General features: G+C 56.2%; 20 protein-coding genes. 14 read left to right on the plus strand and 6 right to left on the minus strand.

What is annotated here, in order from left to right; all coding sequences use genetic code 11:
• The first annotated feature begins 15 nt into the window (after positions 1 to 15).
• From ABTW00_RS21050 to araC, 8 genes are all read left to right on the plus strand, one after another.
• A complete protein-coding gene (locus ABTW00_RS21050) occupies positions 16 to 1,194 on the plus strand; it encodes a Gfo/Idh/MocA family protein (RefSeq protein ID WP_433637414.1) in 1,179 nt (392 codons plus the stop codon).
• Positions 1,195 to 1,196: 2 nt separating this feature from the next.
• On the plus strand, positions 1,197 to 2,264 hold the full coding sequence (locus tag ABTW00_RS21055; RefSeq protein WP_433637417.1) for a Gfo/Idh/MocA family protein: 1,068 nt from the start codon (positions 1,197 to 1,199) through the stop codon (positions 2,262 to 2,264).
• Between the two features lie 12 nt (positions 2,265 to 2,276).
• On the plus strand, positions 2,277 to 3,299 hold the full coding sequence (locus ABTW00_RS21060; protein ID WP_433637419.1) for a Gfo/Idh/MocA family protein: 1,023 nt from the start codon (positions 2,277 to 2,279) through the stop codon (positions 3,297 to 3,299).
• Between the two features lie 88 nt (positions 3,300 to 3,387).
• The gene (locus ABTW00_RS21065; RefSeq protein WP_433637421.1) at positions 3,388 to 4,932 is read left to right on the plus strand and encodes an MFS transporter; all 1,545 of its coding nucleotides are present in this window, start codon (positions 3,388 to 3,390) and stop codon (positions 4,930 to 4,932) included.
• 143 nt (positions 4,933 to 5,075) lie between these two features.
• Positions 5,076 to 6,419 carry a hemolysin family protein gene (locus tag ABTW00_RS21070; protein ID WP_064546925.1) on the plus strand — a complete coding sequence of 448 codons (1,344 nt, stop codon included), beginning with the start codon at positions 5,076 to 5,078 and terminating at the stop codon, positions 6,417 to 6,419.
• Between the two features lie 192 nt (positions 6,420 to 6,611).
• A complete protein-coding gene (locus ABTW00_RS21075) occupies positions 6,612 to 7,835 on the plus strand; it encodes an oligosaccharide MFS transporter (RefSeq protein WP_064546923.1) in 1,224 nt (407 codons plus the stop codon).
• A gap of 17 nt (positions 7,836 to 7,852) precedes the next feature.
• Positions 7,853 to 9,862 (plus strand): beta-galactosidase, encoded by a 2,010-nt coding sequence (locus ABTW00_RS21080; RefSeq protein ID WP_064546922.1) that lies wholly within the window; start codon positions 7,853 to 7,855, stop codon positions 9,860 to 9,862.
• Positions 9,863 to 9,882: 20 nt separating this feature from the next.
• The gene (gene araC / locus ABTW00_RS21085; protein ID WP_064546920.1) at positions 9,883 to 10,755 is read left to right on the plus strand and encodes an arabinose operon transcriptional regulator AraC; all 873 of its coding nucleotides are present in this window, start codon (positions 9,883 to 9,885) and stop codon (positions 10,753 to 10,755) included.
• Positions 10,756 to 10,811: 56 nt separating this feature from the next.
• On the opposite strand, the gene ABTW00_RS21090 is transcribed toward araC, so the two are convergent.
• Positions 10,812 to 11,018: a DUF1107 domain-containing protein gene (locus ABTW00_RS21090; protein ID WP_064546918.1), complete on the minus strand. Its 207-nt coding sequence runs from the start codon at positions 11,016 to 11,018 to the stop codon at positions 10,812 to 10,814.
• Between the two features lie 323 nt (positions 11,019 to 11,341).
• Here ABTW00_RS21090 and ABTW00_RS21095 point away from each other — a divergent pair, with 323 nt between their 5' ends.
• Positions 11,342 to 11,896, plus strand: coding sequence for a YtfJ family protein (locus ABTW00_RS21095; protein ID WP_064546916.1), 555 nt, complete (start codon positions 11,342 to 11,344; stop codon positions 11,894 to 11,896).
• On the opposite strand, the gene cysQ is transcribed toward ABTW00_RS21095, so the two are convergent.
• The gene (gene cysQ, locus ABTW00_RS21100) at positions 11,893 to 12,639 is read right to left on the minus strand and encodes a 3'(2'),5'-bisphosphate nucleotidase CysQ (protein WP_433637428.1); all 747 of its coding nucleotides are present in this window, start codon (positions 12,637 to 12,639) and stop codon (positions 11,893 to 11,895) included. The two genes, ABTW00_RS21095 and cysQ, sit on opposite strands and share 4 nt — an antisense overlap.
• 212 nt (positions 12,640 to 12,851) lie before the next feature.
• Here cysQ and ABTW00_RS21105 point away from each other — a divergent pair, with 212 nt between their 5' ends.
• Positions 12,852 to 14,795: a bifunctional 2',3'-cyclic-nucleotide 2'-phosphodiesterase/3'-nucleotidase gene (locus ABTW00_RS21105; protein ID WP_433637431.1), complete on the plus strand. Its 1,944-nt coding sequence runs from the start codon at positions 12,852 to 12,854 to the stop codon at positions 14,793 to 14,795.
• Positions 14,796 to 14,817: 22 nt separating this feature from the next.
• On the opposite strand, the gene ABTW00_RS21110 is transcribed toward ABTW00_RS21105, so the two are convergent.
• The gene (locus tag ABTW00_RS21110; RefSeq protein ID WP_163445832.1) at positions 14,818 to 15,204 is read right to left on the minus strand and encodes a winged helix-turn-helix transcriptional regulator; all 387 of its coding nucleotides are present in this window, start codon (positions 15,202 to 15,204) and stop codon (positions 14,818 to 14,820) included.
• Between the two features lie 84 nt (positions 15,205 to 15,288).
• Here ABTW00_RS21110 and ABTW00_RS21115 point away from each other — a divergent pair, with 84 nt between their 5' ends.
• The 3 genes from ABTW00_RS21115 to ABTW00_RS21125 all read left to right on the plus strand — a co-directional run bounded on the left by ABTW00_RS21115 (position 15,289) and on the right by ABTW00_RS21125 (position 18,087).
• Positions 15,289 to 16,137 (plus strand): SDR family oxidoreductase, encoded by an 849-nt coding sequence (locus ABTW00_RS21115; protein ID WP_433637434.1) that lies wholly within the window; start codon positions 15,289 to 15,291, stop codon positions 16,135 to 16,137.
• Between the two features lie 81 nt (positions 16,138 to 16,218).
• A complete protein-coding gene (locus ABTW00_RS21120) occupies positions 16,219 to 17,043 on the plus strand; it encodes an AraC family ligand binding domain-containing protein (RefSeq protein WP_433637436.1) in 825 nt (274 codons plus the stop codon).
• A gap of 75 nt (positions 17,044 to 17,118) precedes the next feature.
• Complete coding sequence (locus tag ABTW00_RS21125) at positions 17,119 to 18,087, plus strand: DMT family transporter (protein ID WP_271448067.1); 969 nt, start codon at positions 17,119 to 17,121, stop codon at positions 18,085 to 18,087.
• A gap of 97 nt (positions 18,088 to 18,184) precedes the next feature.
• Here the strand turns inward: ABTW00_RS21125 and ABTW00_RS21130 are convergent, their stop codons facing one another.
• On the minus strand, positions 18,185 to 19,834 hold the full coding sequence (locus ABTW00_RS21130) for a methyl-accepting chemotaxis protein (protein ID WP_433637440.1): 1,650 nt from the start codon (positions 19,832 to 19,834) through the stop codon (positions 18,185 to 18,187).
• Positions 19,835 to 20,065: 231 nt separating this feature from the next.
• Here ABTW00_RS21130 and ytfE point away from each other — a divergent pair, with 231 nt between their 5' ends.
• Complete coding sequence (ytfE, locus tag ABTW00_RS21135) at positions 20,066 to 20,728, plus strand: iron-sulfur cluster repair protein YtfE (RefSeq protein WP_065356650.1); 663 nt, start codon at positions 20,066 to 20,068, stop codon at positions 20,726 to 20,728.
• 39 nt (positions 20,729 to 20,767) lie between these two features.
• Here ytfE and nudI read toward each other — a convergent pair whose 3' ends face one another.
• Together nudI and cycA are read right to left on the minus strand one after the other, a co-directional pair.
• Complete coding sequence (gene nudI, locus ABTW00_RS21140; RefSeq protein ID WP_433637443.1) at positions 20,768 to 21,193, minus strand: nucleoside triphosphatase NudI; 426 nt, start codon at positions 21,191 to 21,193, stop codon at positions 20,768 to 20,770.
• Between the two features lie 207 nt (positions 21,194 to 21,400).
• Positions 21,401 to 22,807 carry a D-serine/D-alanine/glycine transporter gene (gene cycA, locus ABTW00_RS21145; protein WP_065356648.1) on the minus strand — a complete coding sequence of 469 codons (1,407 nt, stop codon included), beginning with the start codon at positions 22,805 to 22,807 and terminating at the stop codon, positions 21,401 to 21,403.
• Between the last annotated feature and the right edge of the window lie 131 nt (positions 22,808 to 22,938).

Below are 22,938 nucleotides of genomic sequence, written 5' to 3' on the forward strand. Positions count from 1 at the left end.
CAGCAGGAGAACACCATGTTACGCATTGCGATTGTGGGAACCGGCAACATCTCCCACAGCCATATTCAGGGCTATCAGGAATTTGCCGACCGCTGCCAGATTGTGGCGCTGGTCGATATTTACCCGGAAAAGGCGCAGGAAAAGAAAACACGCTACGGGCTGAGTCACGCCACCGTGTTCAGCAGCCATCAGGCGCTGCTGGAGTCTGGCCTTGAGGTGGATATCGTCGACGTCTGCACCCCGCCCTACGTACACGCCGAAATCAGCATTGACGCGCTCAACGCCGGCAAGCACGTGCTGTGCGAAAAGCCGATGGCGGCCTCGCTGGAAGAGTGTGACGCGATGATCGCCGCCCAGCGCGCCAGCGGCAAAATTCTCTCCATCATCGCCCAGAACCGCTTTACCGACGCCTTCTGGCGCTTAAAGCAGGTTGTCGATTCCGGCGAACTGGGCAAAATCTGCCACGCGCAGGTGGACTCGTTCTGGTGGCGCGGCCACTGCTACTACGACCTGTGGTGGCGCGGGACGTGGGAGAAAGAGGGCGGCGGCTGCACGCTTAACCATGCGGTGCACCACATTGACGCCATCCAGTGGATGCTCGGCTTCCCGAAAGAGGTGGTGGCAATGATGACTAACGTCGCCCACGATAACGCCGAAGTGGAAGATCTTTCCGCCGCCATTTTCCGCTACGACAGCGGCGCGCTGACGCAGCTGACCGCCTCGGTAGTCCATCACGGTGAAGACCAGAAAATCGTGATTCAAGGCGATAAGGCCCGTATCTCCGCGCCGTGGGACGTATGGGCCAGCGTCTCTGCCGACAACGGATTCCCGCAAGAGCAACACGATAGCGAACGCGAGGCGCGGCTGGATGCGCTGTTCCGCCATACGCCGCCGATGAAATACACGCTACACGCCGGGCAGATTCACGACCTGCTCAACGCCGTTGAACAGCACGGTGAACCGCTGATTGATGGCGTGCAGGGTAAACGCTCGCTGGAGCTGATCACCGCGATTTATCAATCGTCAATGACCGGACGGGTGGTGACGCTACCCGTCAGCCCGAATGAGCCCTGGTACAAAACCGGCGGCCTGGTTTCCCTCGCCCCGCACTTCTATGAGAAGGCCGCCTCGGTGGAGAACTTCTCGGAAGTGGGCGCAATTCCGTTGGGTAAAAATTTGGATAAAGGAGCATAAGCATGAGCATCAAAGACGGTATGAACTACGCCCCGGTGGGTAAACCGCAACCGGTCGTCGGCGAGGGCGAGTTTATTATTGCCGCCGCCGCGTTGAACCACGGTCATATCTATGGCATGTGCAACGGCCTGATTGAAGCTGGGGCGACGCTGAAATGGGTTTATGACCCCGATCCAGCCAAAGTCGACAAGTTCATCCAGCAGTATCCGCAGGCGCAGATTGCGCCGTCGCTGGAAACCATCCTCAACGACAGCAGCGTGCAGCTGGTTGCGGGTGCCGCCGTGCCTTCAGAACGCTGCGCGCTGGGGCTGAAGGTGATGGACGCGGGTAAAGATTACTTCACCGATAAAGCGCCGCTGACCACGCTGGCACAGCTGGAGGCCGCTAAACGTAAGGTGGCGGCAACCGGGCGCAAATACGCGGTTTATTACAGCGAACGTCTGCACGTTGAAAGCGCCGTGTTCGCCGGGCAACTGGTGCAGCAAGGCGCAATTGGCCGCGTAATGCAGACGCTCGGCGTCGGCCCGCACCGCGAAGGCGAAGGTCGCCCGGGCTGGTTCTACGAGAAGGAATTCTTCGGCGGCATCCTGTGCGATATCGGCAGCCACCAGATTGAACAGTTCCTGTTTTACACCGGCAATACTGACGCGCGCATCGTGGCAAGCCAGGTACGCAACGTTAACCATCCGCAGTATCCGCAGTTCGAAGATTTCGGCGACGCGATGCTGGCCGGGGAGAACGGCGCGACCGGCTACTTCCGCTGCGACTGGTTTACCCCGGACGGCCTCTCCAGCTGGGGCGACGGTCGCCTGACCCTGCTCGGCACCGAAGGCTACATTGAAATCCGCAAATACGTCGATATCACTCGCGGCGAGCAGGACGTGGTGTACCTGGTCAACAAAGAGGGCGAGTTCCGCTATCCGGTCGCCGGTCAGGTGGGCTTCCCGTACTTCGGCCAGCTGATTCTGGACTGCCTGAACCGTACGGAAAACGCCATGACCCAGGCTCACACCTTTAAAGCCGCCGAACTGTGCGTGAAAGCGCAGATGCTGGCGAACGCGGTGGAATAACAGGAGGCGGCGATGAAAACACGTCAGGCGGCAATTATCGGCTGCGGCGCCATTCACACCTGCCATGTGGACGCGCTGCGTCATGTACCGGGCGCGGTCCTGCGAGCCGTCGTCGATATCGATAGCGAAAAGGGAAGCCAGCGTGCTGCCGACTATGGCTGTGATTTTTATCAGGACTATCGCGAGATGCTGCTGGATGACGCCATTGACGTGGTACATATCTGTACGCCGCATTACCTGCATAAGCCGATGATCCTTGCCGCGCTCGCGGCAGGGAAGCAGGTGTTCTGTGAAAAGCCGGTGGTCATGAACCCACAGGAGGTAGACGAAATTCAGGCTGCCGCCGCGCTTGCCCAACGTCACGTTGGCGTTTGCTATCAGAACCGCCTCAACCCGACCAGTCTGGCGATTCAGCGCTGCATCGAGGCGGGCTCGCTGGGCACAATGCACGCCATAAAAGCGGTGCTCACCTGGTCACGTTCCGGCAACTACTATGCCGCAAGCCCGTGGCGCGGCAATTTCTCCACAGAGGGTGGCAGCCTGTTGATCAACCAGGCCATTCATACCCTGGACCTGATGCAGTGGTTTGGCGCGGGCGTTCGTCGTCTTAAAGGGGTTGTCGACAGCACCCTGCTGGCCGACGAAATCGAGACTGAAGACAGCGCGATGGTCACGTTGTGCTTTAACAACGGCGCGCGCGGCCTGTTTTATGCCAGTAACTGCTATGCCAGCGACTCCCCGCTGCTGCTGGAAATTGAGTTCGAACGCGGCATGCTGCGGCTGCATGACAACGCGCTGTGGCAAATTTGCGGCGATGAACGCGTTCTGCTGGCCAGCGACGCCTCGCCAGACGGCGTGGGTAAAAGCTATTGGGGCATCGGTCATCAGCAAGCCGTACTGCATTTTTACCAGGCGTTAGACAACGCCGCAACCGCCAGCTTTTGCGATATTCGCGAAGCAGCAAAATCATTACAGATGGTTAATACCATTTACCAATCGTCACTATTGAGGAAATGGGTGAATATAACCGAGTGATCGTCATCCGATTTTTCCTGCTGTCAATATTATAAGGTGCAGAGGTGACTCTGCACCGACACCCTACCAGTACAGGAATAATAATATTATGGTGAAACCAACCGAACGTCGCGTTGGCTATGGCATTGCTATTGGCTACGGAGTCACTGATTTATTTGGCGGCGGCGCCTTTGCCGTTATCGGAACATGGCTTTTATTTTTTTACACTACCTATTGCGGTTTATCCGTATTAGAAGCCGGTTCAATATTTGCCATCGCCCGTATTATCGACGCCATTTTAAGCCCGGTAATGGGATACATTACTGATAACTTTGGTAATACCTGGCTTGGCCGTAAATTTGGCCGCCGCCGTTTCTTCTTGTTGATTAGTTCTCCGCTGATGTTTCTCTACGCGCTCGTCTGGCTGACCGATATGAACTATTGGTACTACCTGGGCACCTACCTCTCCATCGAACTGCTGTCAGCGATGGTGCTGGTTCCCTGGGAGACGCTGGCGGCTGAAATGACCAACCGCTTCAGCGAGCGGACGCGGCTTTCCGGCGTACGCATGATGTGTTCCGCCCTCGGCGGTTTTCTGGCAGTCTCCGTCCCCGGAATTATTATGCAATATACCGGCAAGGATAATTCCTTTACCTACACCCTGACCGGGATTGTTTTTGCTGTTATTTATTGCGTCGCGATATTTACCACCTGGGCCTGCACCTGGGAAGCCAAAGACGTTCGCGAAGAGTATGAATTTCAGCCCGATAACCAACGCAGCAGCGGTCTTTTAAACCATTTAAAATATCTGGTTATCGATCTTATATCCTCATTCAAAATCAGAATATTTCGTCAGCATATTTTAATTTATATTTGTTCTTTCACCGCCATGGATGTCTTTGGCTCGGTATTTACCTATTACGTGGTTTATGCTCTGCACCACGACGCCGAAATGGTTTCCGGTTTATTAAGTATTGCCGCTTTTGTCTCTATTCCCGGTACTTTCGGTTTTATGATGCTGATGAATAAATTCAACCTCACCCCCTCCGGGGCGCTACGGCTCTCCTATGGCAGTATTCTGCTGGTGCTGGCGTTTCTGTTTACCGTCTATATCGGTAATTTCCAGGTCCCGACGCTGCTGTTTTCTTCGGTCTTTGTCCTACTGGGCCTCGCCAAAGCCGGGCTGTATTACATCCCGTGGAACATCTACAGCTTCATTCCGGACGTTGATGAAATCGTCACGCGCCAGCGTCGCGAGGGCATTTTCGCGGGCGTGATGGTCCTGACCCGCAAAAGCACCGTCGCATTAGCGATCATGCTGATTGGCATCGTGCTCGAAGAGAGTGGCTTCGTCAAAGGCGACGGCGCGCAGCCGGCCAGCGCCCTGCACGCGATTATTGGCCTGATGATTTTCGCCACCGCCGGGCTACTGGCTATCAGTTTCTACATCACCTACCGCTTTAAGCTGACGCAGAAAACTCACAGCCTGTTGGTTAAAGAAGTGGCCCGCCGTAAGCTTGGCGGCAACGCCGAAGACTGCGACGAGGAGACCCGCGATGTCATCCGCGCGCTGACGGGCTATGCCTATAATGAGGTCTGGGATGCGACACCGAAGCGTCGCGCAAAAACCACACCGTTACCGACTAACGGTTAACCTCTGGCAGCTTTACAGTCCCTTACGCTATACTAACCCCTGAAATTGCCGGCCCAACGCCTTCGGGCCGGTTTTCAATGTGTATTTCACACGGATTTATCAACTTCCCTTCCGAGGATCTGGCCCCACGGGTTAGATAAGATATGTTAAACAGTATATTCATCATACTTTGCCTGATCGCCGTCAGTGCGTTCTTCTCAATATCTGAGATTTCACTTGCCGCATCGCGCAAAATCAAACTGAAACTGCTTGCCGATGAAGGCAACATCAACGCCCAACGCGTGCTGAAAATGCAGGAAAACCCGGGGATGTTCTTCACCGTGGTGCAAATTGGCCTCAACGCGGTTGCCATTCTCGGCGGTATCGTCGGCGACGCGGCGTTCTCTCCGGCGTTTCACTCGCTGTTCTCCAACTATATGTCAGCGGAACTCTCCGAGCAGTTGAGCTTTATTCTCTCCTTCTCGCTGGTCACCGGCCTGTTTATCCTGTTTGCGGACTTAACTCCGAAACGCATCGGTATGATTGCGCCTGAAGTAGTGGCTTTGCGTATCATCAACCCGATGCGCTTCTGCCTGCTGGTCTTCCGGCCGCTGGTGTGGTTCTTCAACGGCATGGCCAACATCATCTTCCGTATCTTCAAGCTGCCGATGGTACGTAAAGACGACATTACCTCCGACGATATCTACGCGGTGGTGGAAGCCGGGGCGCTGGCGGGCGTGCTGCGTAAACAAGAGCACGAGCTGATTGAAAACGTTTTTGAGCTGGAGTCCCGTACCGTGCCGTCATCAATGACGCCGCGTGAAAACGTCATCTGGTTCGATCTGCATGAAGACGAGCAGAGCCTGAAAAACAAAGTGGCCGAGCATCCGCACTCCAAGTTCCTGGTGTGTAACGAAGATATCGACCACATCATCGGCTACGTCGATTCCAAAGACCTGCTGAACCGCGTGCTGGCCAACCAGAGCATGGCGCTGAACAGCGGCGTGCAGATTCGCAACACGCTGATCGTACCGGATACGCTGACGCTGTCCGAAGCGCTGGAAAGCTTTAAAACCGCCGGTGAAGACTTCGCCGTGATCATGAACGAGTACGCGTTGGTGGTGGGCATTATCACCCTCAACGACGTGATGACCACCCTGATGGGCGACCTGGTCGGCCAGGGGCTGGAAGAGCAGATTGTCGCCCGTGACGAGAACTCCTGGCTGATTGACGGCGGTACGCCGATCGATGATGTCATGCGCGTACTGGATATCGACGATTTCCCGCAGTCGGATAACTATGAAACCATCGGCGGTTTCATGATGTTTATGCTGCGAAAAATCCCGAAACGCACCGACTCGGTGAAGTTCTCCGGCTATAAGTTTGAAGTGGTGGATATCGATAACTACCGTATCGATCAGCTGCTGGTGACCCGCATCGACAACAAACCCACGGTACTGGTACCGAAGCAGACAGAAATCGCCGAACGCGAACAGGGCGCCGCCTAAACCCCTTTCCGGGCTACGCCTGTAGCCCGGCAAATCCCCCCTCCCCGCAGAATGTGAAGCGGCTCACGCCCGTCTCGCCATAGCAGATTAGTACTGGTCGATAGCGGAACATTTATGACTCCCCGTGGCGCGAAACGGTAACGTTGCTCGCGTCTCCACAACAAGATTCCTGGATAAGGAAACGAGGGTATCATGAATAAAAATTACTCTATGAGCTGCCTGTTCTTCCTGTTTTTCTTTATCGGCTGGGGCTGCTGCTACCCCTATCTGTCGCTGTGGCTGACCGAAACCATCGGTATCAGCTATACCGACGTGGGTCTGGTTTATTCGTTTACCGCCATCATCGCGGTGTGCGTGCAGCCGCTGTTCGGTTTTATCTCCGACAAGCTGGTCTACCGTAAACATCTGATGTGGATGCTGGCCATCATCATCACGCTGTTTGCCCCCTGGTGGATCTACGTTTTCGCCCCGCTGCTGAAATACAACGTTATTCTCGGCGCGCTGGCGGGCGGAGTGTATATCGGCATGGCCTACGGCGCGGGCTGCGGTATCTGTGAAGCCTATATAGATAAAGTCAGCCGCGCCTCCGGCTTCGAGTTTGGCCGCGCGCGCATGTTTGGCGGTATTGGCGCCGCCATCGGCACCTTTGCCGCCGGCAAGCTCTACGGTATCGACCAGAACATGATTTTCTGGCTGGCCAGCGCCGCTGGCGTCTGCCTGCTGCTGATCGTCTGGAAAACCCAGGTGGATACCTCCAGCACAGCCGGTCAACAGCAAATGAAAACCACCCCCGTCACCTTTCACGACGCGGTGGCGCTGCTGAAGCTGAAAAAGTTCTGGTTCTTCGCCATCTATACGATCGGCGTCGGCGCGGTCTATGAAACCTACGACCAGCAGTTTGCCATCTACTACAGCCACTTCTTTGAGAGTAAAGCGCGCGGTGCGGAAGTCTTCGGCTACCTCACCACCGGGCAGATCTTCCTCGATGCGGTAGTCATGTTCTTCGCCCCGTGGTTCGTCAACAAAATCGGTCCGAAAAACGCCCTGCTGTACTGCGGCATGATCATGAGCCTGCGCATCATCGGCTCGGCCTGGGCGGTTGGCCCGGTCTCCATCAGCCTGATCAAACTGCTGCACGGCTTCGAAAGTTCGGTGCTGCTGGTGGCCGCGCTGAAGTACATCGCCGCCAACTTCAATCCGCTGCTTTCCGCCACCGTTTATCTGATTGGCTTCCAGTTCGCCAAGAGCTTTAGCTCGATTTTCCTCTCCACCGGGATTGGCCATATGTACCAGAGCATGGGTTTCACCAGCAGCTACATCGTGCTGGGCGGCATCGCCCTGTGCTTCACCCTGCTCTCCTTTATCACATTGGATAAGGCGCGATTTTTCGCCCCGCAGACCGCAACCACACACTAATGACACGAGGTAACCGCATGTCTGATTTATATTACGGTGTCGCTTATTACGACGAATATATGCCGGAGGATCGCCTTGCTCAGGACATCGCGTTAATGCGCGAGACAGGCATCAACGTGGTGCGCATCGCGGAATCTACCTGGAGTACGCTGGAGCCGCAGGAAGGCGAATACCATTTCTACCACATCGACCGCGTGCTGAACGCCATGCACCAGGCGGGGATCGCGGTGATTATCGGTACACCGACCTACGCGGTACCGGCATGGCTGGTGGCGAAGCACCCTGACATTCTGGTGACCACCGCCGAAGGCCAGCAAAAGTACGGCCCGCGGCAGATTATGGACATCGTGAACCCCACTTTTCGCCGCTATGCAGAGAACATAATCCGCACGTTGATGGCCCATGTGCAGAATCATCCGGCGATTATCGGCTGGCAGTTGGATAACGAAACCAAGCACTACGACAACGTCGGGCGCTATATGCAGGAAGGCTTTGTGCGCAGCTTGCAGGAAAAATATCCCAGCCTCGATCGGTTGAACCACGACTTCGGGCTCGACTACTGGAGCAACCGCATCGACAGCTGGGATGACTTCCCGCCGGTAGAAAACACCATCAATGCCAGCCTCGCCTGCGCGTTCTCGCGCTATCAGCGCCAGCAGGTCACGGAGTATCTGGCGTGGCAGGCGGAGATCGTGCGCGAGTACGCGCAACCGCACCAGTTCGTCACCCACAACTTTGATTTCGAATGGCGCGGCTATTCGTTTGGCGTCCAGCCGCGCGTGGACCACTTCGCTGCGGCCAAAGCGCTGGATATTGCCGGGGTCGATATTTATCACCCCAGCCAGAAGCATTTAACCGGACGAGAAATTGCCTTTGGCGGCGCCATTACCCGCGCGCTAAAAGGCGGCAATAACTACTTCGTGCTGGAAACCCAGGCGCAAGGCTTTGCCCAGTGGACGCCATTCCCCGGCCAGTTGCGGCTCCAGGCTTTTAGCCACGTGGCGTCGGGCGCGGCGATGGTCTCGTACTGGCACTGGCACTCTATCCACAATTCATTTGAAACCTACTGGAAGGGGCTGCTGAGCCATGACTTTTCCCGCAACGCGACCTGGCAGGAAGCGACCACCATCGGCGCTGATTTCGCCCGACTGTCGCCTCAGCTAGCCGGGCTGCGCGCGGAAAACGACGTGGCGCTGCTGATTAACAATGAAGCCATGGATGCGCTCAATCAGTTCCGCCCCGGCGACGCGCAGGGCAACGTCTATAACGATATCTTCCGCCGCTTCCACGATGCGCTGTATGACCACAATATCGCGCTGGATATCATCAACGACGTCACCGAGGAGACGTCGCGCTATAAAACATTGATTGTACCCGGCCTGTACGCCGCCGATGACGGTCTGCTCACGCGGATTAACCGCTACGTTGAGCAAGGAGGACGGGCGCTGATTGGCTTTAAGTCCGGCTTCAGCGATGAAAACGTGAAGGTGCGCAGCAGCGTGCAGCCGGGCATTCTGCACAGCGCATGTGGCGTCACCTACAGCCAGTTCACCCTGCCGGAGGACGTGACCGTTGCCGCCTGTACTTCAGCCCTGGACTGCCGCGAACACAACGCCGCCGAGCTGTGGATGGAGCTGCTAACGCCTGCGCCGGGTACCCGCACGCTGCTGCGCTATCAGCATCCGGCCTGGCGCGAGTATGCGGCGGCGACCGAAGCGGACTACGGCAAAGGCCGGGCGCTGTACGTGGGCTTCCTGCCGCAAAAGACGCTGATTAGCCAGCTGTTTGACACCCTGACCGACGGGCTGGAACTCCGTTCGCGCACGTCGGCCTACCGCTATCCGTTAATTACCAGGACCCTGCGTAACCGCGACGGCAAACGCATTCACTTCCTGTTTAACTACAGCGGCGATAGTCAGGAGATGCTCGCCGAAACCAGCGGCACCGAGCTGCTAAGCGGTAAATCGGTGACGCTCGGCGAGCCATTGCGTCTCAGAGGCTGGGAATTTAGTATCATCGAAAGTTAACGGCAACGGGCGGAGGAGTTATGGAGTTAGATATCAATGCGCTTTTGCACTTCTCACCATTGATAAAAACCTTCACCTTCAACGCCTGGGTCGTCGCCGGCTTTACGCCGATTACTCGCGGTTCAAAGCTCGACTACTACATCAACCGCCCGCAGGGGATGAAGGGTTATATTATCAACCTGACCCTGCGCGGCCAGGCGCGCGCGAAAGCGGGAGAAGGGTCGCTGCTGTTTGGCGAAAACGAACTGCTGCTGTTCCCCCCTGGCGTGCCACACCACTACGGGCGCGATGAGCACAGCGAACATTGGGACCACCTGTGGATCTACTTTATTCCACGTCCTTACTGGGTCGACTGGCTGAAGTGGGACCACACGACCCATAGTATTGGCAAAACCACGGTGAACGATCCCCAGCAGCAGCAGGCGCTACGCGATCTTTTTTATGAGGTTATCCATCACCACAACGATACCGCCCCGCTCGCCGAAGCGCTGGCGATGAACGCGCTGGAGCGGCTTATTTTGAGCTGCTTCCAGCTACAGCCGATCAGCAACCGCCACGCCCACGACCCGCGCATCAACGCCATCTGTGATTACCTGAACGAAAATATTGCCCAGGAGATGAAAATTGAGACGCTGGCAGCGATGGTTTTCCTGTCGCCTTCCAGACTGGCGCACCTGTTTAAGAATGAGTTAGGGCAGACCATCTACGCCTGGCGCGAGATGCAGCGGGTGAATCGGGCAAAGTGGCTACTGCAGACCACCACGCTGCCGCTGAATAAAGTAGCGCTGTCGGTCGGCTATAGCGACCCGGTCTATTTCACGAAGGTGTTCCGCAAACACAACGGCATTCCGCCGGGGGAGTACCGCAAACGCTATGCGGCGATGAAGGGCTAAAAACATCAACGGCTCCCATAAGGAGCCGTTTTTAATTCTACCGCGTGGTATCTACGTTAGGCCATTTCGGTCTGAAGACGCAGTACGTGACGGTTTACTTCAGACATCACAGAAAGGTGCTGGATGTCTCTGACTTTTGGGATAAGAATTTTACCCTTATCAAATTCAAAAGCGCCAACGTCCTTGATATACAACCGTCCACGAAACAGGGTCTTAACATACTTCGCAACCTGAAGCGGGTTGTAGCGTTGGAAAATTTTCATTCTAATCTCCTGCGAGTACTACGCCCTAGTTGATCCACATTTGGCTTCAACGCTCCGGGGCGCAAAGTGAAGTACTCGTTAACTATAGTCCATAACAACAGAGGTCCTCTATCATAGAGGTCCTAATTTACTTTTTTATTACAATAATTCAGAACATTCTTTTCAGCTATACGACGAAGACAGTATAAGGCTTCATTTTCATGAGATTGTGTGCGTTCCTCCACAAACTGGCACCGCCTTTGCGGGAAAACTCCATTAATCGCACTTATGATTAAAAGCATCGGCCAAGTGGTCGGATCACCTGCACATAAAAAGGAAAAACCATGACCCTACGTACGCTTCTGGCGGTTTCATGCCTGTTAATGCCGTTAATGGCAACCGCCCACAATTTCACAAATGGACAACGCGTGGCCCCCGTCGGCGTAGCCGATCGCGGTGAACTCATACTTGATAAGGATAAGTTTAGCTATAAAAGCTGGAATAGCGCGCAGCTCCCGGGCAAAGTACGCGTGGTGCAGCATATTGCCGGACGCTCATCGGCAAAAGAGAAAAACGCCTCGTTGATTGAAGCCATTAAAGCCGCCAATCTGCCGCACGATCGCTACCAGACCACCACCATCGTGAACACCGATGACGCCATTCCGGGTTCATCAATGTTTGTGCGCAGCAGCATTGAAAGCAATAAGAAGCTGTTCCCGTGGTCGCAGTTTGTCGTTGATAGCGACGGCGTAGTGCGCAAAGCCTGGCAGCTTGATGAAGGCAGTTCAGCGATTGTGGTGCTGGATAAAGACGGCCGCGTGCAGTGGGCAAAAGACGGTGGCCTGACGGCGGCAGAAGTGCAGCAGGTCGTCGCCCTGCTGCACAAGCTGTTGAATTAAAAAATCGAAACGCGGAAGCCGGGGTTAAGGAACGATTCGCGCGGGGTGTAATCCAGCGTTTTACCCTGCCAGTCGTTGACGTGCGCGCCGGCAGCGGCGGCGACAGCGTGTCCCGCCGCGGTATCCCAGATGTTGGTTGGCCCGAAGCGCGGGTAAAGCTGCGCTTCGCCTTCCGCCACCAGGCAGAACTTCAGCGACGAACCAATCGACGCCGTATCATGCTCGCCTAACTGTTGCAGATACTCTTTCAGCTCGTCATCGTTGGCATAGTGCGAACGACTGACCACCACTTTCGGCGGATTAGCGTCGCGCACCTGAATTTGCTTACGCACGCCGCACTCTTCTTTCCACGCCTTGCCGTTAGCGGCGCTGTACATCACCTTCAATACCGGCGCGTAAACCACGCCCAGCACCGCTTTACCATTCTCAATTAGCGCGATGTTAACGGTGAATTCCCCGTTGCGTTTGATGAACTCTTTGGTGCCGTCCAGCGGGTCCACCAGCCAGTAGCGCTGCCAGTGCTGACGCACCTCCCAGCCCGGCGGATCTTCTTCGGAGAGAATCGGGATTTCCGGCGTCATTGCCTTCAGTCCTTCAATAATCACATGGTGAGCGGCGATGTCGGCCGCGGTGACCGGCGAATCATCTTGCTTGCTGGCGACGTCTAACGGCTGCTTGCCATCGTACACTTCCATGATGGCATCGCCCGCATCGCGCGCAAGCTGACTGACTTGTTCTAACATTTTCCACCTCGTTAAAATTACAGTGGTGTTAACTTGTTGTTTTATTTATATCGTATTGCCGCTTAATCCGCTATTCCCATCATCGTTCCGGATAACTGTGAACCGCTGCCGATTTCCCGTCATGATTTTCTGGCATGATTCACATCCTTGTAAGCAACAGAAAACAAATACATTTAAATCTGTGTCTTAGCTCGAAAAAAAGGATGCCTCTGATGATCAAGTTTAGCGCAACGCTTCTGGCCACGCTGATCGCCGCCAGCGTCAATGCGGCAACGGTGGACCTCCGAATCATGGAAACCACCGATCTTCATAGCAATATGATGGATTTTGATTACTACAAAGATACCGCCACCGAGAAGTTCGGCCTGGTCCGCACGGCGAGCCTGATTAACGCCGCTCGCGGTGAGGTGAAGAACAGCGTGCTGGTGGATAACGGCGACGTTATTCAGGGTAGCCCAATGGGTGACTACGCGGCAGCCAAGGGGCTGAAACAGGGCGATACGCACCCGGTGTATAAAGCCATGAACCTGCTCGACTACACGGTGGGCAACCTCGGCAATCACGAGTTCAACTACGGCCTGGATTATCTGCACAAAGCGCTGGCAGGTGCGAAGTTCCCCTATATTAACGCCAATATCATCGACGTTAAGACCCAAAAACCGATGTTTACACCGTATCTGATCAAAGAAACGGAAGTGGTCGATAAAGACGGCAGCAAGCACACGCTGAAAATTGGCTATATCGGTTTTGTGCCGCCGCAGATCATGACCTGGGATAAAGCCAATCTTAGCGGTAAAGTGACGGTTAACGACATCACCGAAACCGCCCGCAAGTACGTGCCGGAGATGCGCGCCAACGGTGCGGACGTGGTGGTCGTTATTGCCCACTCCGGCCTCTCTGCCGATCCCTACCAGGCGATGGCCGAAAACTCGGTCTACTACTTAAGCCAGGTGCCGGGCGTTGACGCCATTATGTTCGGCCACGCCCACGCGGTGTTCCCGAGCAAAGACTTCGCCAGCATTAAAGGCGCTGATATCGCCAAAGGCACTCTGAATGGCGTTCCTGCGGTCATGCCGGGCATGTGGGGCGATCACTTGGGCGTGGTCGATCTGGTGCTGAACAATGACAGCGGCAAATGGCAAGTGACCTCGGCACAGGCGCAGGCGCGACCAATTTACGATGCGGCGGCGAAGAAATCGCTGGCGGCAGAAGACCGTAAGCTGGTCGATGCGCTGAAGGCCGACCACGACGCAACGCGTGAATTCGTCAGCAAGCCGATCGGAAAATCCTCCGACAACATGTACAGCTACCTGTCGCTGGTGCAGGACGACCCAACCGTCCAGGTAGTTAACATGGCGCAGAAGGCCTACGTTGAGCACTATATTCAGGGCGATCCGGATCTGGCGAAGCTGCCGGTGCTGTCTGCCGCCGCGCCGTTTAAAGTGGGTGGACGTAAGAACGATCCGGCCAGCTATGTCGAAGTGGAAAAAGGCCAGCTCACCTTCCGTAACGCCGCCGACCTGTACCTCTACCCGAACACCCTGGTGGTCGTCAAAGCCAGCGGTAAAGAGGTGAAAGAGTGGCTGGAGTGTTCTGCCGGGCAGTTCAACCAGATCGATCCACATAGCAGCAAGCCGCAGTCTCTGATCAACTGGGACGGCTTCCGCACCTATAACTTCGACGTGATTGACGGTGTGAACTATCAGGTTGATGTGACTCAGCCAGCACGTTACGACGGTGAATGTCAGGTCGTTAACCCGAAGGCCGAGCGTATTAAGCATCTGACCTTCAACGGCAAGCTGATTGATCCAAACGCCACGTTCCTTGTCGCCACCAACAACTACCGCGCCTACGGCGGTAAGTTCGCTGGCACGGGTGATAGCCACATTGCCTTCGCCTCGCCGGACGAAAACCGCTCGGTGCTGGCGGCGTGGATTAGCGCCGAGTCGAAGAAAGCCGGCGAAATCCACCCGGCGGCGGACAACAACTGGCGTTTAGCGCCGATTCACAGCGACACCAAACTGGATATTCGCTTTGAAACCTCGCCGTCAGAAAAAGCGGCGGCGTTTATTAAAGAGAAAGCGCAGTATCCGATGAAGCAGGTGGCGACCGATGATATTGGCTTCGCGATTTATCAGCTGGATTTGAGCAAGTAAACAACGTGCCGACACAGGCGTTTTACGCCTGTGTCGGGCCCTGTTGCGCCATCACCATCGGCAAGTTCACCTCAATCCAGTCCGCCAGCGCCGCCACCTTTTCGCTCACCTCTTCTCCCAACGGTGTCAGGCTATACTCTACATGCGGCGGTACCACCGGGTAGGAAACGCGGTTAATAAAGCCGTCCTGCTCAAGCGCCTGCAACGACTGGGCGAGCATTTTTTCACTCACGCCGCCCATTTTACGCCGCAGGTCGCTAAACCGGTGCGTGCCCTCACGCAGCGCCACCAGAATCAGTACGCCCCAGCGGCTGGTCACATGTTTGAGTACGTCTCGCGAGGGGCAGCGCTCGGCAAACAAATTGCCGTTACGCATCTTTTGCGTCAGCGTCGGATTATTTTCTTTCATACTTACCTTTCCGTACGTACTTACTAAAAGTTAGTTATGGTGTTAGCTTACCACAACACCATACGAACACGAAGGAGAATACCCATGATCGCGATTACCGGAGCCACCGGCCAGCTTGGCCAGCACGTTGTTGCTAACCTGCTCAACACCACTGCCGCTAACCAACTCGTTGCCGTTGTCCGTAACCCGGCAAAAGCCGAAGCGCTAAGCCAGAAAGGCGTCGTTGTTCGTCAGGCCGACTACGGCGACGAAGCGGCGTTAACCAAAGCCCTACAGGGTGTCGATAAGCTGCTGATTATCTCCTCCAGCGAAGTCGGCCAGCGTGCGCCGCAGCACCGCAATATCATCAACGCCGCGAAAGCCGCAGGCGTAAAATTCATCGCCTATACCAGCCTGCTGCACGCCGACACCTCTCCGCTGGGGCTGGCAGACGAGCACGTCGCCACGGAAAAAATGCTGGCCGACTCCGGCATTCCTTACGCGCTGCTGCGCAACGGCTGGTATACCGAAAACTATCTGGCGAGCGCGCCTGCTGCGCTGGAACACGGTGTGTTTATCGGTGCTGCCGGTGAAGGCAAAATTGCCTCCGCGACCCGCGCCGATTACGCCGCTGCCGCCGCGCGCGTGATAGCGGAAGACGGCCATGCCGGGAAGGTATATGAACTGGCGGGCGACCACGGCTGGACGCTGAGTGAACTGGCCGCGGAACTGGCAAAACAGAGCGGTAAGAACGTGGTTTACCAGAACCTGAGCCAGGCGGATTTTGCCGCCGCGCTGAAAAGCGTTGGCCTGCCTGTCGGACTGGCTGACATGCTCGCAGACTCGGACATCGGCGCCTCGAAAGGTGGCCTGTTCGACGACAGCCATACGCTCAGCAAGCTGATCGGTCGCCCGAGCACGTCCCTTGCCGAGAGCGTAAAAGGTATCCTGTAAGCGTTAAGAATACGTTAAATGGGGTAGCGCCTCGGCGGGTCATCTCTGATAATGAAGGAATGACCCAGAGGGAGAAGTGACGTGCAAGGCGTACCGGAACAGTTCAACGACGAGAAAGACAGCGCGCGCTTTCGCCATCTGGCGCAGCTGCCGGGCGTAGAGCTGTACCATGCCCATATTTCACGTTACGCCTTTGAACCCCATACCCACGAAGCGTTTGGTATCGGCGTGATTGAAGCCGGGGCCGAACGCTTTCGTTATCGTGGTACCCAGCACGTTGCGCCCACTCACTCTATCGTCACCATGAATCCGGACGAGCTACATACCGGCGAAGCGGAAACCGCCGACGGCTGGCGTTACCGGATGATTTATCTCGACCCCAGTCTGCTTGAGCGCGTCACCGGCATTCGCCACTGGTGGTTTGCCGACGCCACCCGCCACGACCCGCAGCGATCGCTGCAAATCGGTCGTCAGATCCATGCGCTGTGGCACACCGACGATCCGCTAGCGCAGAAAGGACTGCTGCTGGATTTAATCGACACCTTCCAGCCGCTCGCTTGTCACGCGCCGGTTCTGGCCGAAGGGGCGCACCGCTTTGCCCACGTCCGCGACTATCTGTACGACAACTATATGCATCCGATCACGCTCGATGAGCTGGCGAACGTCGCGGCGCTCAGCCCGTGGCACTTTCAGCGTCAGTTTAAGTCCCACTTCCACGTCACGCCGCACCAGATGCTGATGGCGGTGCGCCTGTGGCGCGCTAAAGAGTTTCTCACTCACGGCATGCCCGCTGCCGAAGTGGCCGCGGCCACCGGTCTGACCGACCAGTCTCACCTCACCCGAGCCTTCACTCAACGCTATGGTATTACGCCCGTGCGTTATCAAAAACAGGTCATCCGTCGCTAATCAGCAATCTCGTACAATACTGAATCCATTTGCCCTCCTACACTTTGCGCATGTTTAACCGAAGTGGATATCACGATGATTAGCGGTGTGCTGTACGCCCTGTTAGCGGGTTTGATGTGGGGGCTGATTTTTGTGGGGCCGCTTATCGTGCCGGATTACCCGGCGGTATTGCAGTCGATGGGGCGCTATCTGGCGTTGGGGCTAATCGCCCTGCCGCTGGCCTGGCTGGGCCGCGCACGTCTGCGCCAGCTCACGCGCAAAGACTGGTGGACGGCGCTAGGGCTCACCATGATGGGCAACCTGATTTATTACTTCTGCCTGGCCAGCGCGATTCAACGCACCGGTGCGCCCGTTTCCACGATGATCATCGGCACATTGCCGGTGGTGATACCGGTATTCGCCAACCTGCTTTATAGCCAGCGCGACGGCAAGCTTTCCTGGCTACGGCTGATGCCCGCGCTGGTACTGATCGGTTTTGGGCTGCTGTGCGTCAACGTCGCCGAACTGCATCAGGGGCTACCGAACTTTAGCGGCTGGCGCTACGGTTCCGGCATTGCGCTGGCGAGTATTTCGGTGGTGTGCTGGGCGTGGTATGCGCTACGTAACGCCCGCTGGCTGCGAGAAAATCCGCACCAGCCGCCATTAATGTGGGCGACCGCACAGGCGCTGGTGACGCTGCCGGTTTCCATCGTGGGCTATATCGCGGCCTGCGCATGGCTAAATACCCAGACGCCCGATTTCTCACTGCCTTTTGGCCCACGTCCAGCGGTATTTATTGGCCTGATGATTGCCATCGCCGTGCTGTGCTCGTGGGTCGGGGCGCTCTGCTGGAACGTGGCGAGCCAGCGGCTACCGACGGTGATCCTCGGGCCGTTGATTGTCTTTGAAACGCTGGCAGGGCTGCTGTACACCTTCCTGTTGCGCCAGGAAATGCCGCCAATATTGACGCTAAGCGGTATTACCCTGCTGGTTATCGGCGTGGTGATTGCGGTGCGCTCGAAACCGCAGAAACCGGCGGTGGTGCCGGTTTCGGGGGATGCCTGATGGCGCTGCGCGCTTATCAGGCCTACAAGGACGGCACGATCTTATGTAGGCCGGATAAGGCGTTCACACCGCCATTCGGCAAGGCGCTCGCTGTTACCTAAAAGGTTTCCCAGTTCGCTTCGCTCAGCGGCGTAGATTTTGCCGCCGGAGCGAAAGCTTTCTTCACCGGTGCGGGCTGGCGCTGCTGCTGGCGGCTGATTTTAAACACGGCCACCGTCTGGTTCAGGCGTGCGGCCTGCTCTTCCAGCGCCGCGGCCGCGCTGGCCGACTCTTCCACCAGCGAGGCGTTCTGCTGCGTGACGCGGTCCATCTCGGCAACCGCCTGACCCACCTGATCAATACCGCGACTTTGTTCGTCAGAGGCCGAGGCGATTTCGCCCATGATGTCGCTGACGCGGGTCACCGCGTTGACGATCTCCGCCATGGTCTCTCCGGCTTCGTGTACCAGCGCCGAACCGGCGCTGACGCGGTTGCCCGAGTCATCAATCAGCGCTTTAATCTCTTTTGCCGCCTGGGCGCTGCGCTGCGCCAGCGTACGCACTTCCCCGGCGACCACCGCAAAACCGCGTCCCTGCTCGCCCGCCCGCGCGGCTTCCACCGCGGCATTCAGCGCCAGAATATTGGTCTGGAAGGCAATGCCATCAATCACGTTGGTAATTTGCGCGATTTTGCTGGAACTGGCGGCGATTTCGTCCATCGTGCGCACCACGCCGTCAACCACATTACCGCCCTTCTGCGCCGTTTCAGAAGCGTTATGGGCCAGCTGCGTCGCCTGACGGGCGTTATCGGCGTTCTGCTTCACCGTCGCGGTCAGTTGCTCCATGCTGGCCGCCGTCTCTTCCAGCGATGCCGCCTGTTGCTCGGTGCGCGATGAGAGATCGTTGCTGCCGGCAGAGATTTCGCCTGCACCGGTGTAAATGGTATCTGCGCCTTCACGCACCACGCCTACGGTCTTCGCTAATGATTGCTGCATGTCGTTGACGTTACGAGCCAGAAGGGCCATTTCATTGCTGCCCTCGGTATTGATGTCGTTGGTCAGATCGCCTTCTGCGATATGACCAATGTGCGCCATCACGTTATGCAACGGCTTGAGCAGCACGCGCTGCATCGCGACCCAGCTCACCACAATCACCGCCACCACCAGCAGCATGATTGCGCCGAGCGTCCACAGAATACGTACATAGTCGCTTTCATTTTGTTTGATGCCGGCATTCGTCAACAACGCCTGCGCCGCGCGCCAGTCTTGATAGACGGCCTGCATGGCCCGCTGCTTCTGTTCGGCGTTCTGTTTAAACATCTCCTCCAGTTTGCCTTCCGCCAGCAGCTCATTCATGCGTGCCAGCGTGGCGGAATAGATGCCGTACTGTTTCTCCAGGCTGTCCGACAGATGACTATCCAGCCCCGGCGTTTCCGGCAGCGCGTAATATTTGTCGTAATGATGTTTTGCTTCAGCCAGCAGATTATTCGCCGTATCGACCAGCGTTTTCAGCTCGCCGCCGTTGACGCTGCTCGCCATCGTCCCCTGCAGACGCAGCATGCCGCGGTTAAGCGTCACGCGAGCCTGGTTAAGGCTAATCCATGCGTCGGTAAACTCGGCCACGTTCTGGCTGGAAAGCTGAGAGACGGTAAAGTTCTGCTTATCGTTATTCAGCGCGCGTACAAATACACCGGCTGAAATCATCTGCATCGCGCCCAGCGCGACCAGAACAACAATCAGTACGGTGATTACTTTTATTCTTTTAAACATCATTTGCCTTTTTGTGCAGGTGATCTGAAGTCTCACTATCGGCAGCGCGGCGGGCTTATTTAATCGATTCAGGTCTTACCAGCGCTATTCTCAATAAGATTCAGCACGTTAAAGGGCAATAATTTTTTGTGACACCCATCACTTAAAATCCCCTCCCCATAAAGGGGTATATCATCGCCTTAAAGATGTATTTAAAATACACCTTATATTATTGATGACGAGGTAACTGCTATGGCCTTTCGCGACCAACCTTTAGGCGAGCTGGCGCTCTCCATTCCACGCGCATCCGCGCTGTTCCGTAAATATGATATGGATTACTGCTGCGGCGGTAAGCAGACGCTTGGCCGTGCGGCCACTCGCAAAGATCTGGACGTTGCCGTGATTGAGGCCGAGCTGGCAAAACTGGCAGAAGAGCCGGTGGAAAAAGACTGGCGCACCGCGCCGTTGGCCGAAATCATCGACCACATTGTGGTGCGTTATCACGACCGTCACCGTGAGCAGCTGCCGGAGCTGATTCTGCAGGCAACCAAAGTTGAACGCGTGCACGCCGACAAGCCGAACGTACCGAAAGGTCTGGCGAAATACCTGACCATGCTGCACCAGGAGCTTTCCAGCCACATGATGAAAGAGGAGCAGATTCTGTTCCCGATGATCAAACAGGGGATGGGTAGCCAGGCCATCGGGCCGATTAGCGTAATGGAAAGCGAGCACGATGAAGCGGGCGAACTGCTGGAAGTGATCAAGCACACTACCCAGAACGTCACCATTCCGCCGGAAGCCTGCACCACCTGGAAGGCGATGTACAACGGCATCAACGCGCTGATTGACGATCTGATGGAGCACATCAGCCTCGAGAATAACGTGCTGTTCCCGCGCGCGCTCAAAGGCGAATAACGTTATCCCACGCCTCTCCATTCGGGAGGCGTTTTTTGACTACAGCAGACCTTTCTGGCGGAAGGTTTCTCGCGTTGCCACATTAAGATCCATGCCCGCTAACGCTTCGGATTTCACCCAGGCGATCGCCTGAAATTCTTCATTAAACGTCACATCACGATTGGCGCTCACGCAGTCGAAGATGAGATAAATCATATAGATCTGTTCGGTGGTACCGTCGGCGTAGGTTTTCACCCGCACATCGTCACGGAAAGCCCACGGCTTCACGTCGGTAATCTCCAGCGCATCGCCCAGCTCTTCGCGGATTTCGCGACGCAGCGCTTCTTCCATGGTTTCGCCCGCCTCCATGCCACCACCGGATAGCGCCCACTGGCCTGGAAAAACGCCGCGATCGTCGGCCATTTTGCACAGCAGGTATTCGCCCTGGTTTTGAATCACCGGGCAAACAATCGTTCTCTGACGCATTTTATCTCCATATGCTTTTTGGTTATGGCGGGGAAATTAGCACGTTGAGAAAAGGGGGGCTACGAGATGGGGCGCAAAAACGAAGAAAGCGCCACGATGGGCGCTTTAGGTTTCGAGCTCAGTTCTGCCGGGTGACGCTGCACTTACCCGGCCTACAACGGCTGCGCTCGTAGGCCCGATAAGCGAAGCGCCATCGGGCAATACGGATTACTTAGCCAGCTTGTTCTTACGCAAGAACATCCACCCCAGGCCCAGCACGATGAACCAAATCGGCGTCACCATCAGCGCTTCACGGGTATCGGTTTCCAGCGTCAGCAGGACCAGAACAAAGGCAAAGAACGCCATGCACACCCAGCACATCACTTTGCCCAGCGGCATTTTGTAGATGGATTTTTCATGCAGGTGCGGACGCTGCTTACGGTACACCAGGTAGGAGCACAGAATAATCGTCCAGACGAACATGAACAGAATCGCCGATACGGTGGTGATCATGGTGAAAGCCGCGATCACGCTTGGGTTGACCATCAGCATCACCACGCCGCCCAGCAGGCAGATACAGGAGAAGGTCAGCCCTTTCGCCGGTACCGCACGTTTGGAAAGCTTGGCGAACAGGCTCGGCGCTACGCCGTCCTGCGCCAAACCGAACAGCATACGGCTGGTAGAGAACACGCCGCTGTTGGCTGAAGACGTCGCTGAGGTCAGCACCACGAAGTTGATAATGCTCGCTGCAGCCGGCAGGCCGACCAGCATGAACAGCTCAACGAACGGGCTCTTATCCGGCACGACAGAGCTCCACGGCGTCACGGACATAATCACGATCAGCGCGAAGACATAGAACATGATGATACGAATCGGAATCGAGTTGATCGCGCGCGGCAGCGATTTCTCCGGATCTTTGGTTTCTGCGGCGGTGGTGCCCACCAGCTCAATACCGACGAACGCAAACACCGCTATCTGGAAGCCAGCAAAGAAGCCGCTAATGCCTTTCGGGAACCAGCCGCCGTCGTTCCACAGATGCGCGAACGACGCCTCTACGCCGGTTGGCGAGGTAAAGTGCGTCAGCACCATCACCAGGCCGACGATAATCAGCGCGACGATGGCGACGATTTTGATCATCGCAAACCAGAACTCCATCTCACCAAACATCTTCACGGTGGCGAGGTTGAGGCCCAGCAGCAGCAGGACCACCGCCAGCGAGGCGACCCAGTCAGACAATCCGGGGAACCAGAATTGGGCATAGGCGGTGATCGCAACGACGTCCGCCATCCCGGTGACAACCCAACAGAACCAGTAGGTCCAGCCGGTGAAATAACCCGCCCACGGGCCGAGCAGGTCGGCCGCGAAGTCGCTGAACGACTTGTATTCGAGATTGGAGAGCAGCAGCTCCCCCATCGCACGCATGACAAAGAACAGCATAAAACCGATGATCATATAAACGAAGATGATCGACGGCCCAGCGAGACTGATTGTTTTTCCCGATCCCATAAACAGCCCGGTACCGATGGCGCCGCCAATCGCAATCAGCTGAATATGTCGGTTAGTAAGGTTTCGCCGTAGCGACTGTTCAGCCGGCTCCTGCTCTGAAGCAGCAGCGACTTTGATCTGATCAACCATGTGATTTTCTTCCTGTTGTTTCTGTCTGTGTTGTGCGGGCTCTACTGGCCCTTTATGTCGTCATGCAAAACGATCCTGGTTATAGGATGTCTCGATATTAGGTAAGAATCGGAGGGATGAATACTATGATT

Origin of the sequence: Kluyvera georgiana (genome assembly GCF_050990895.1) — a bacterium.
In the GTDB taxonomy this organism is placed as follows: Bacteria; Pseudomonadota; Gammaproteobacteria; order Enterobacterales; family Enterobacteriaceae; genus Kluyvera; species Kluyvera georgiana.

Coding starts and splice junctions, on each gene's coding strand:
- ABTW00_RS21050 (WP_433637414.1), top strand. CDS start 16: ATGTTACGCATTGCGATTGTGGGAACCGGCAACATCTCCCACAGCCAT.
- ABTW00_RS21055 (WP_433637417.1), top strand. CDS start 1,197: ATGAGCATCAAAGACGGTATGAACTACGCCCCGGTGGGTAAACCGCAA.
- ABTW00_RS21060 (WP_433637419.1), top strand. CDS start 2,277: ATGAAAACACGTCAGGCGGCAATTATCGGCTGCGGCGCCATTCACACC.
- ABTW00_RS21065 (WP_433637421.1), top strand. CDS start 3,388: ATGGTGAAACCAACCGAACGTCGCGTTGGCTATGGCATTGCTATTGGC.
- ABTW00_RS21070 (WP_064546925.1), top strand. CDS start 5,076: ATGTTAAACAGTATATTCATCATACTTTGCCTGATCGCCGTCAGTGCG.
- ABTW00_RS21075 (WP_064546923.1), top strand. CDS start 6,612: ATGAATAAAAATTACTCTATGAGCTGCCTGTTCTTCCTGTTTTTCTTT.
- ABTW00_RS21080 (WP_064546922.1), top strand. CDS start 7,853: ATGTCTGATTTATATTACGGTGTCGCTTATTACGACGAATATATGCCG.
- araC (WP_064546920.1), top strand. CDS start 9,883: ATGGAGTTAGATATCAATGCGCTTTTGCACTTCTCACCATTGATAAAA.
- ABTW00_RS21090 (WP_064546918.1), bottom strand. CDS start 11,018: ATGAAAATTTTCCAACGCTACAACCCGCTTCAGGTTGCGAAGTATGTT.
- ABTW00_RS21095 (WP_064546916.1), top strand. CDS start 11,342: ATGACCCTACGTACGCTTCTGGCGGTTTCATGCCTGTTAATGCCGTTA.
- cysQ (WP_433637428.1), bottom strand. CDS start 12,639: ATGTTAGAACAAGTCAGTCAGCTTGCGCGCGATGCGGGCGATGCCATC.
- ABTW00_RS21105 (WP_433637431.1), top strand. CDS start 12,852: ATGATCAAGTTTAGCGCAACGCTTCTGGCCACGCTGATCGCCGCCAGC.
- ABTW00_RS21110 (WP_163445832.1), bottom strand. CDS start 15,204: ATGAAAGAAAATAATCCGACGCTGACGCAAAAGATGCGTAACGGCAAT.
- ABTW00_RS21115 (WP_433637434.1), top strand. CDS start 15,289: ATGATCGCGATTACCGGAGCCACCGGCCAGCTTGGCCAGCACGTTGTT.
- ABTW00_RS21125 (WP_271448067.1), top strand. CDS start 17,119: ATGATTAGCGGTGTGCTGTACGCCCTGTTAGCGGGTTTGATGTGGGGG.
- ABTW00_RS21130 (WP_433637440.1), bottom strand. CDS start 19,834: ATGTTTAAAAGAATAAAAGTAATCACCGTACTGATTGTTGTTCTGGTC.
- ytfE (WP_065356650.1), top strand. CDS start 20,066: ATGGCCTTTCGCGACCAACCTTTAGGCGAGCTGGCGCTCTCCATTCCA.
- nudI (WP_433637443.1), bottom strand. CDS start 21,193: ATGCGTCAGAGAACGATTGTTTGCCCGGTGATTCAAAACCAGGGCGAA.
- cycA (WP_065356648.1), bottom strand. CDS start 22,807: ATGGTTGATCAGATCAAAGTCGCTGCTGCTTCAGAGCAGGAGCCGGCT.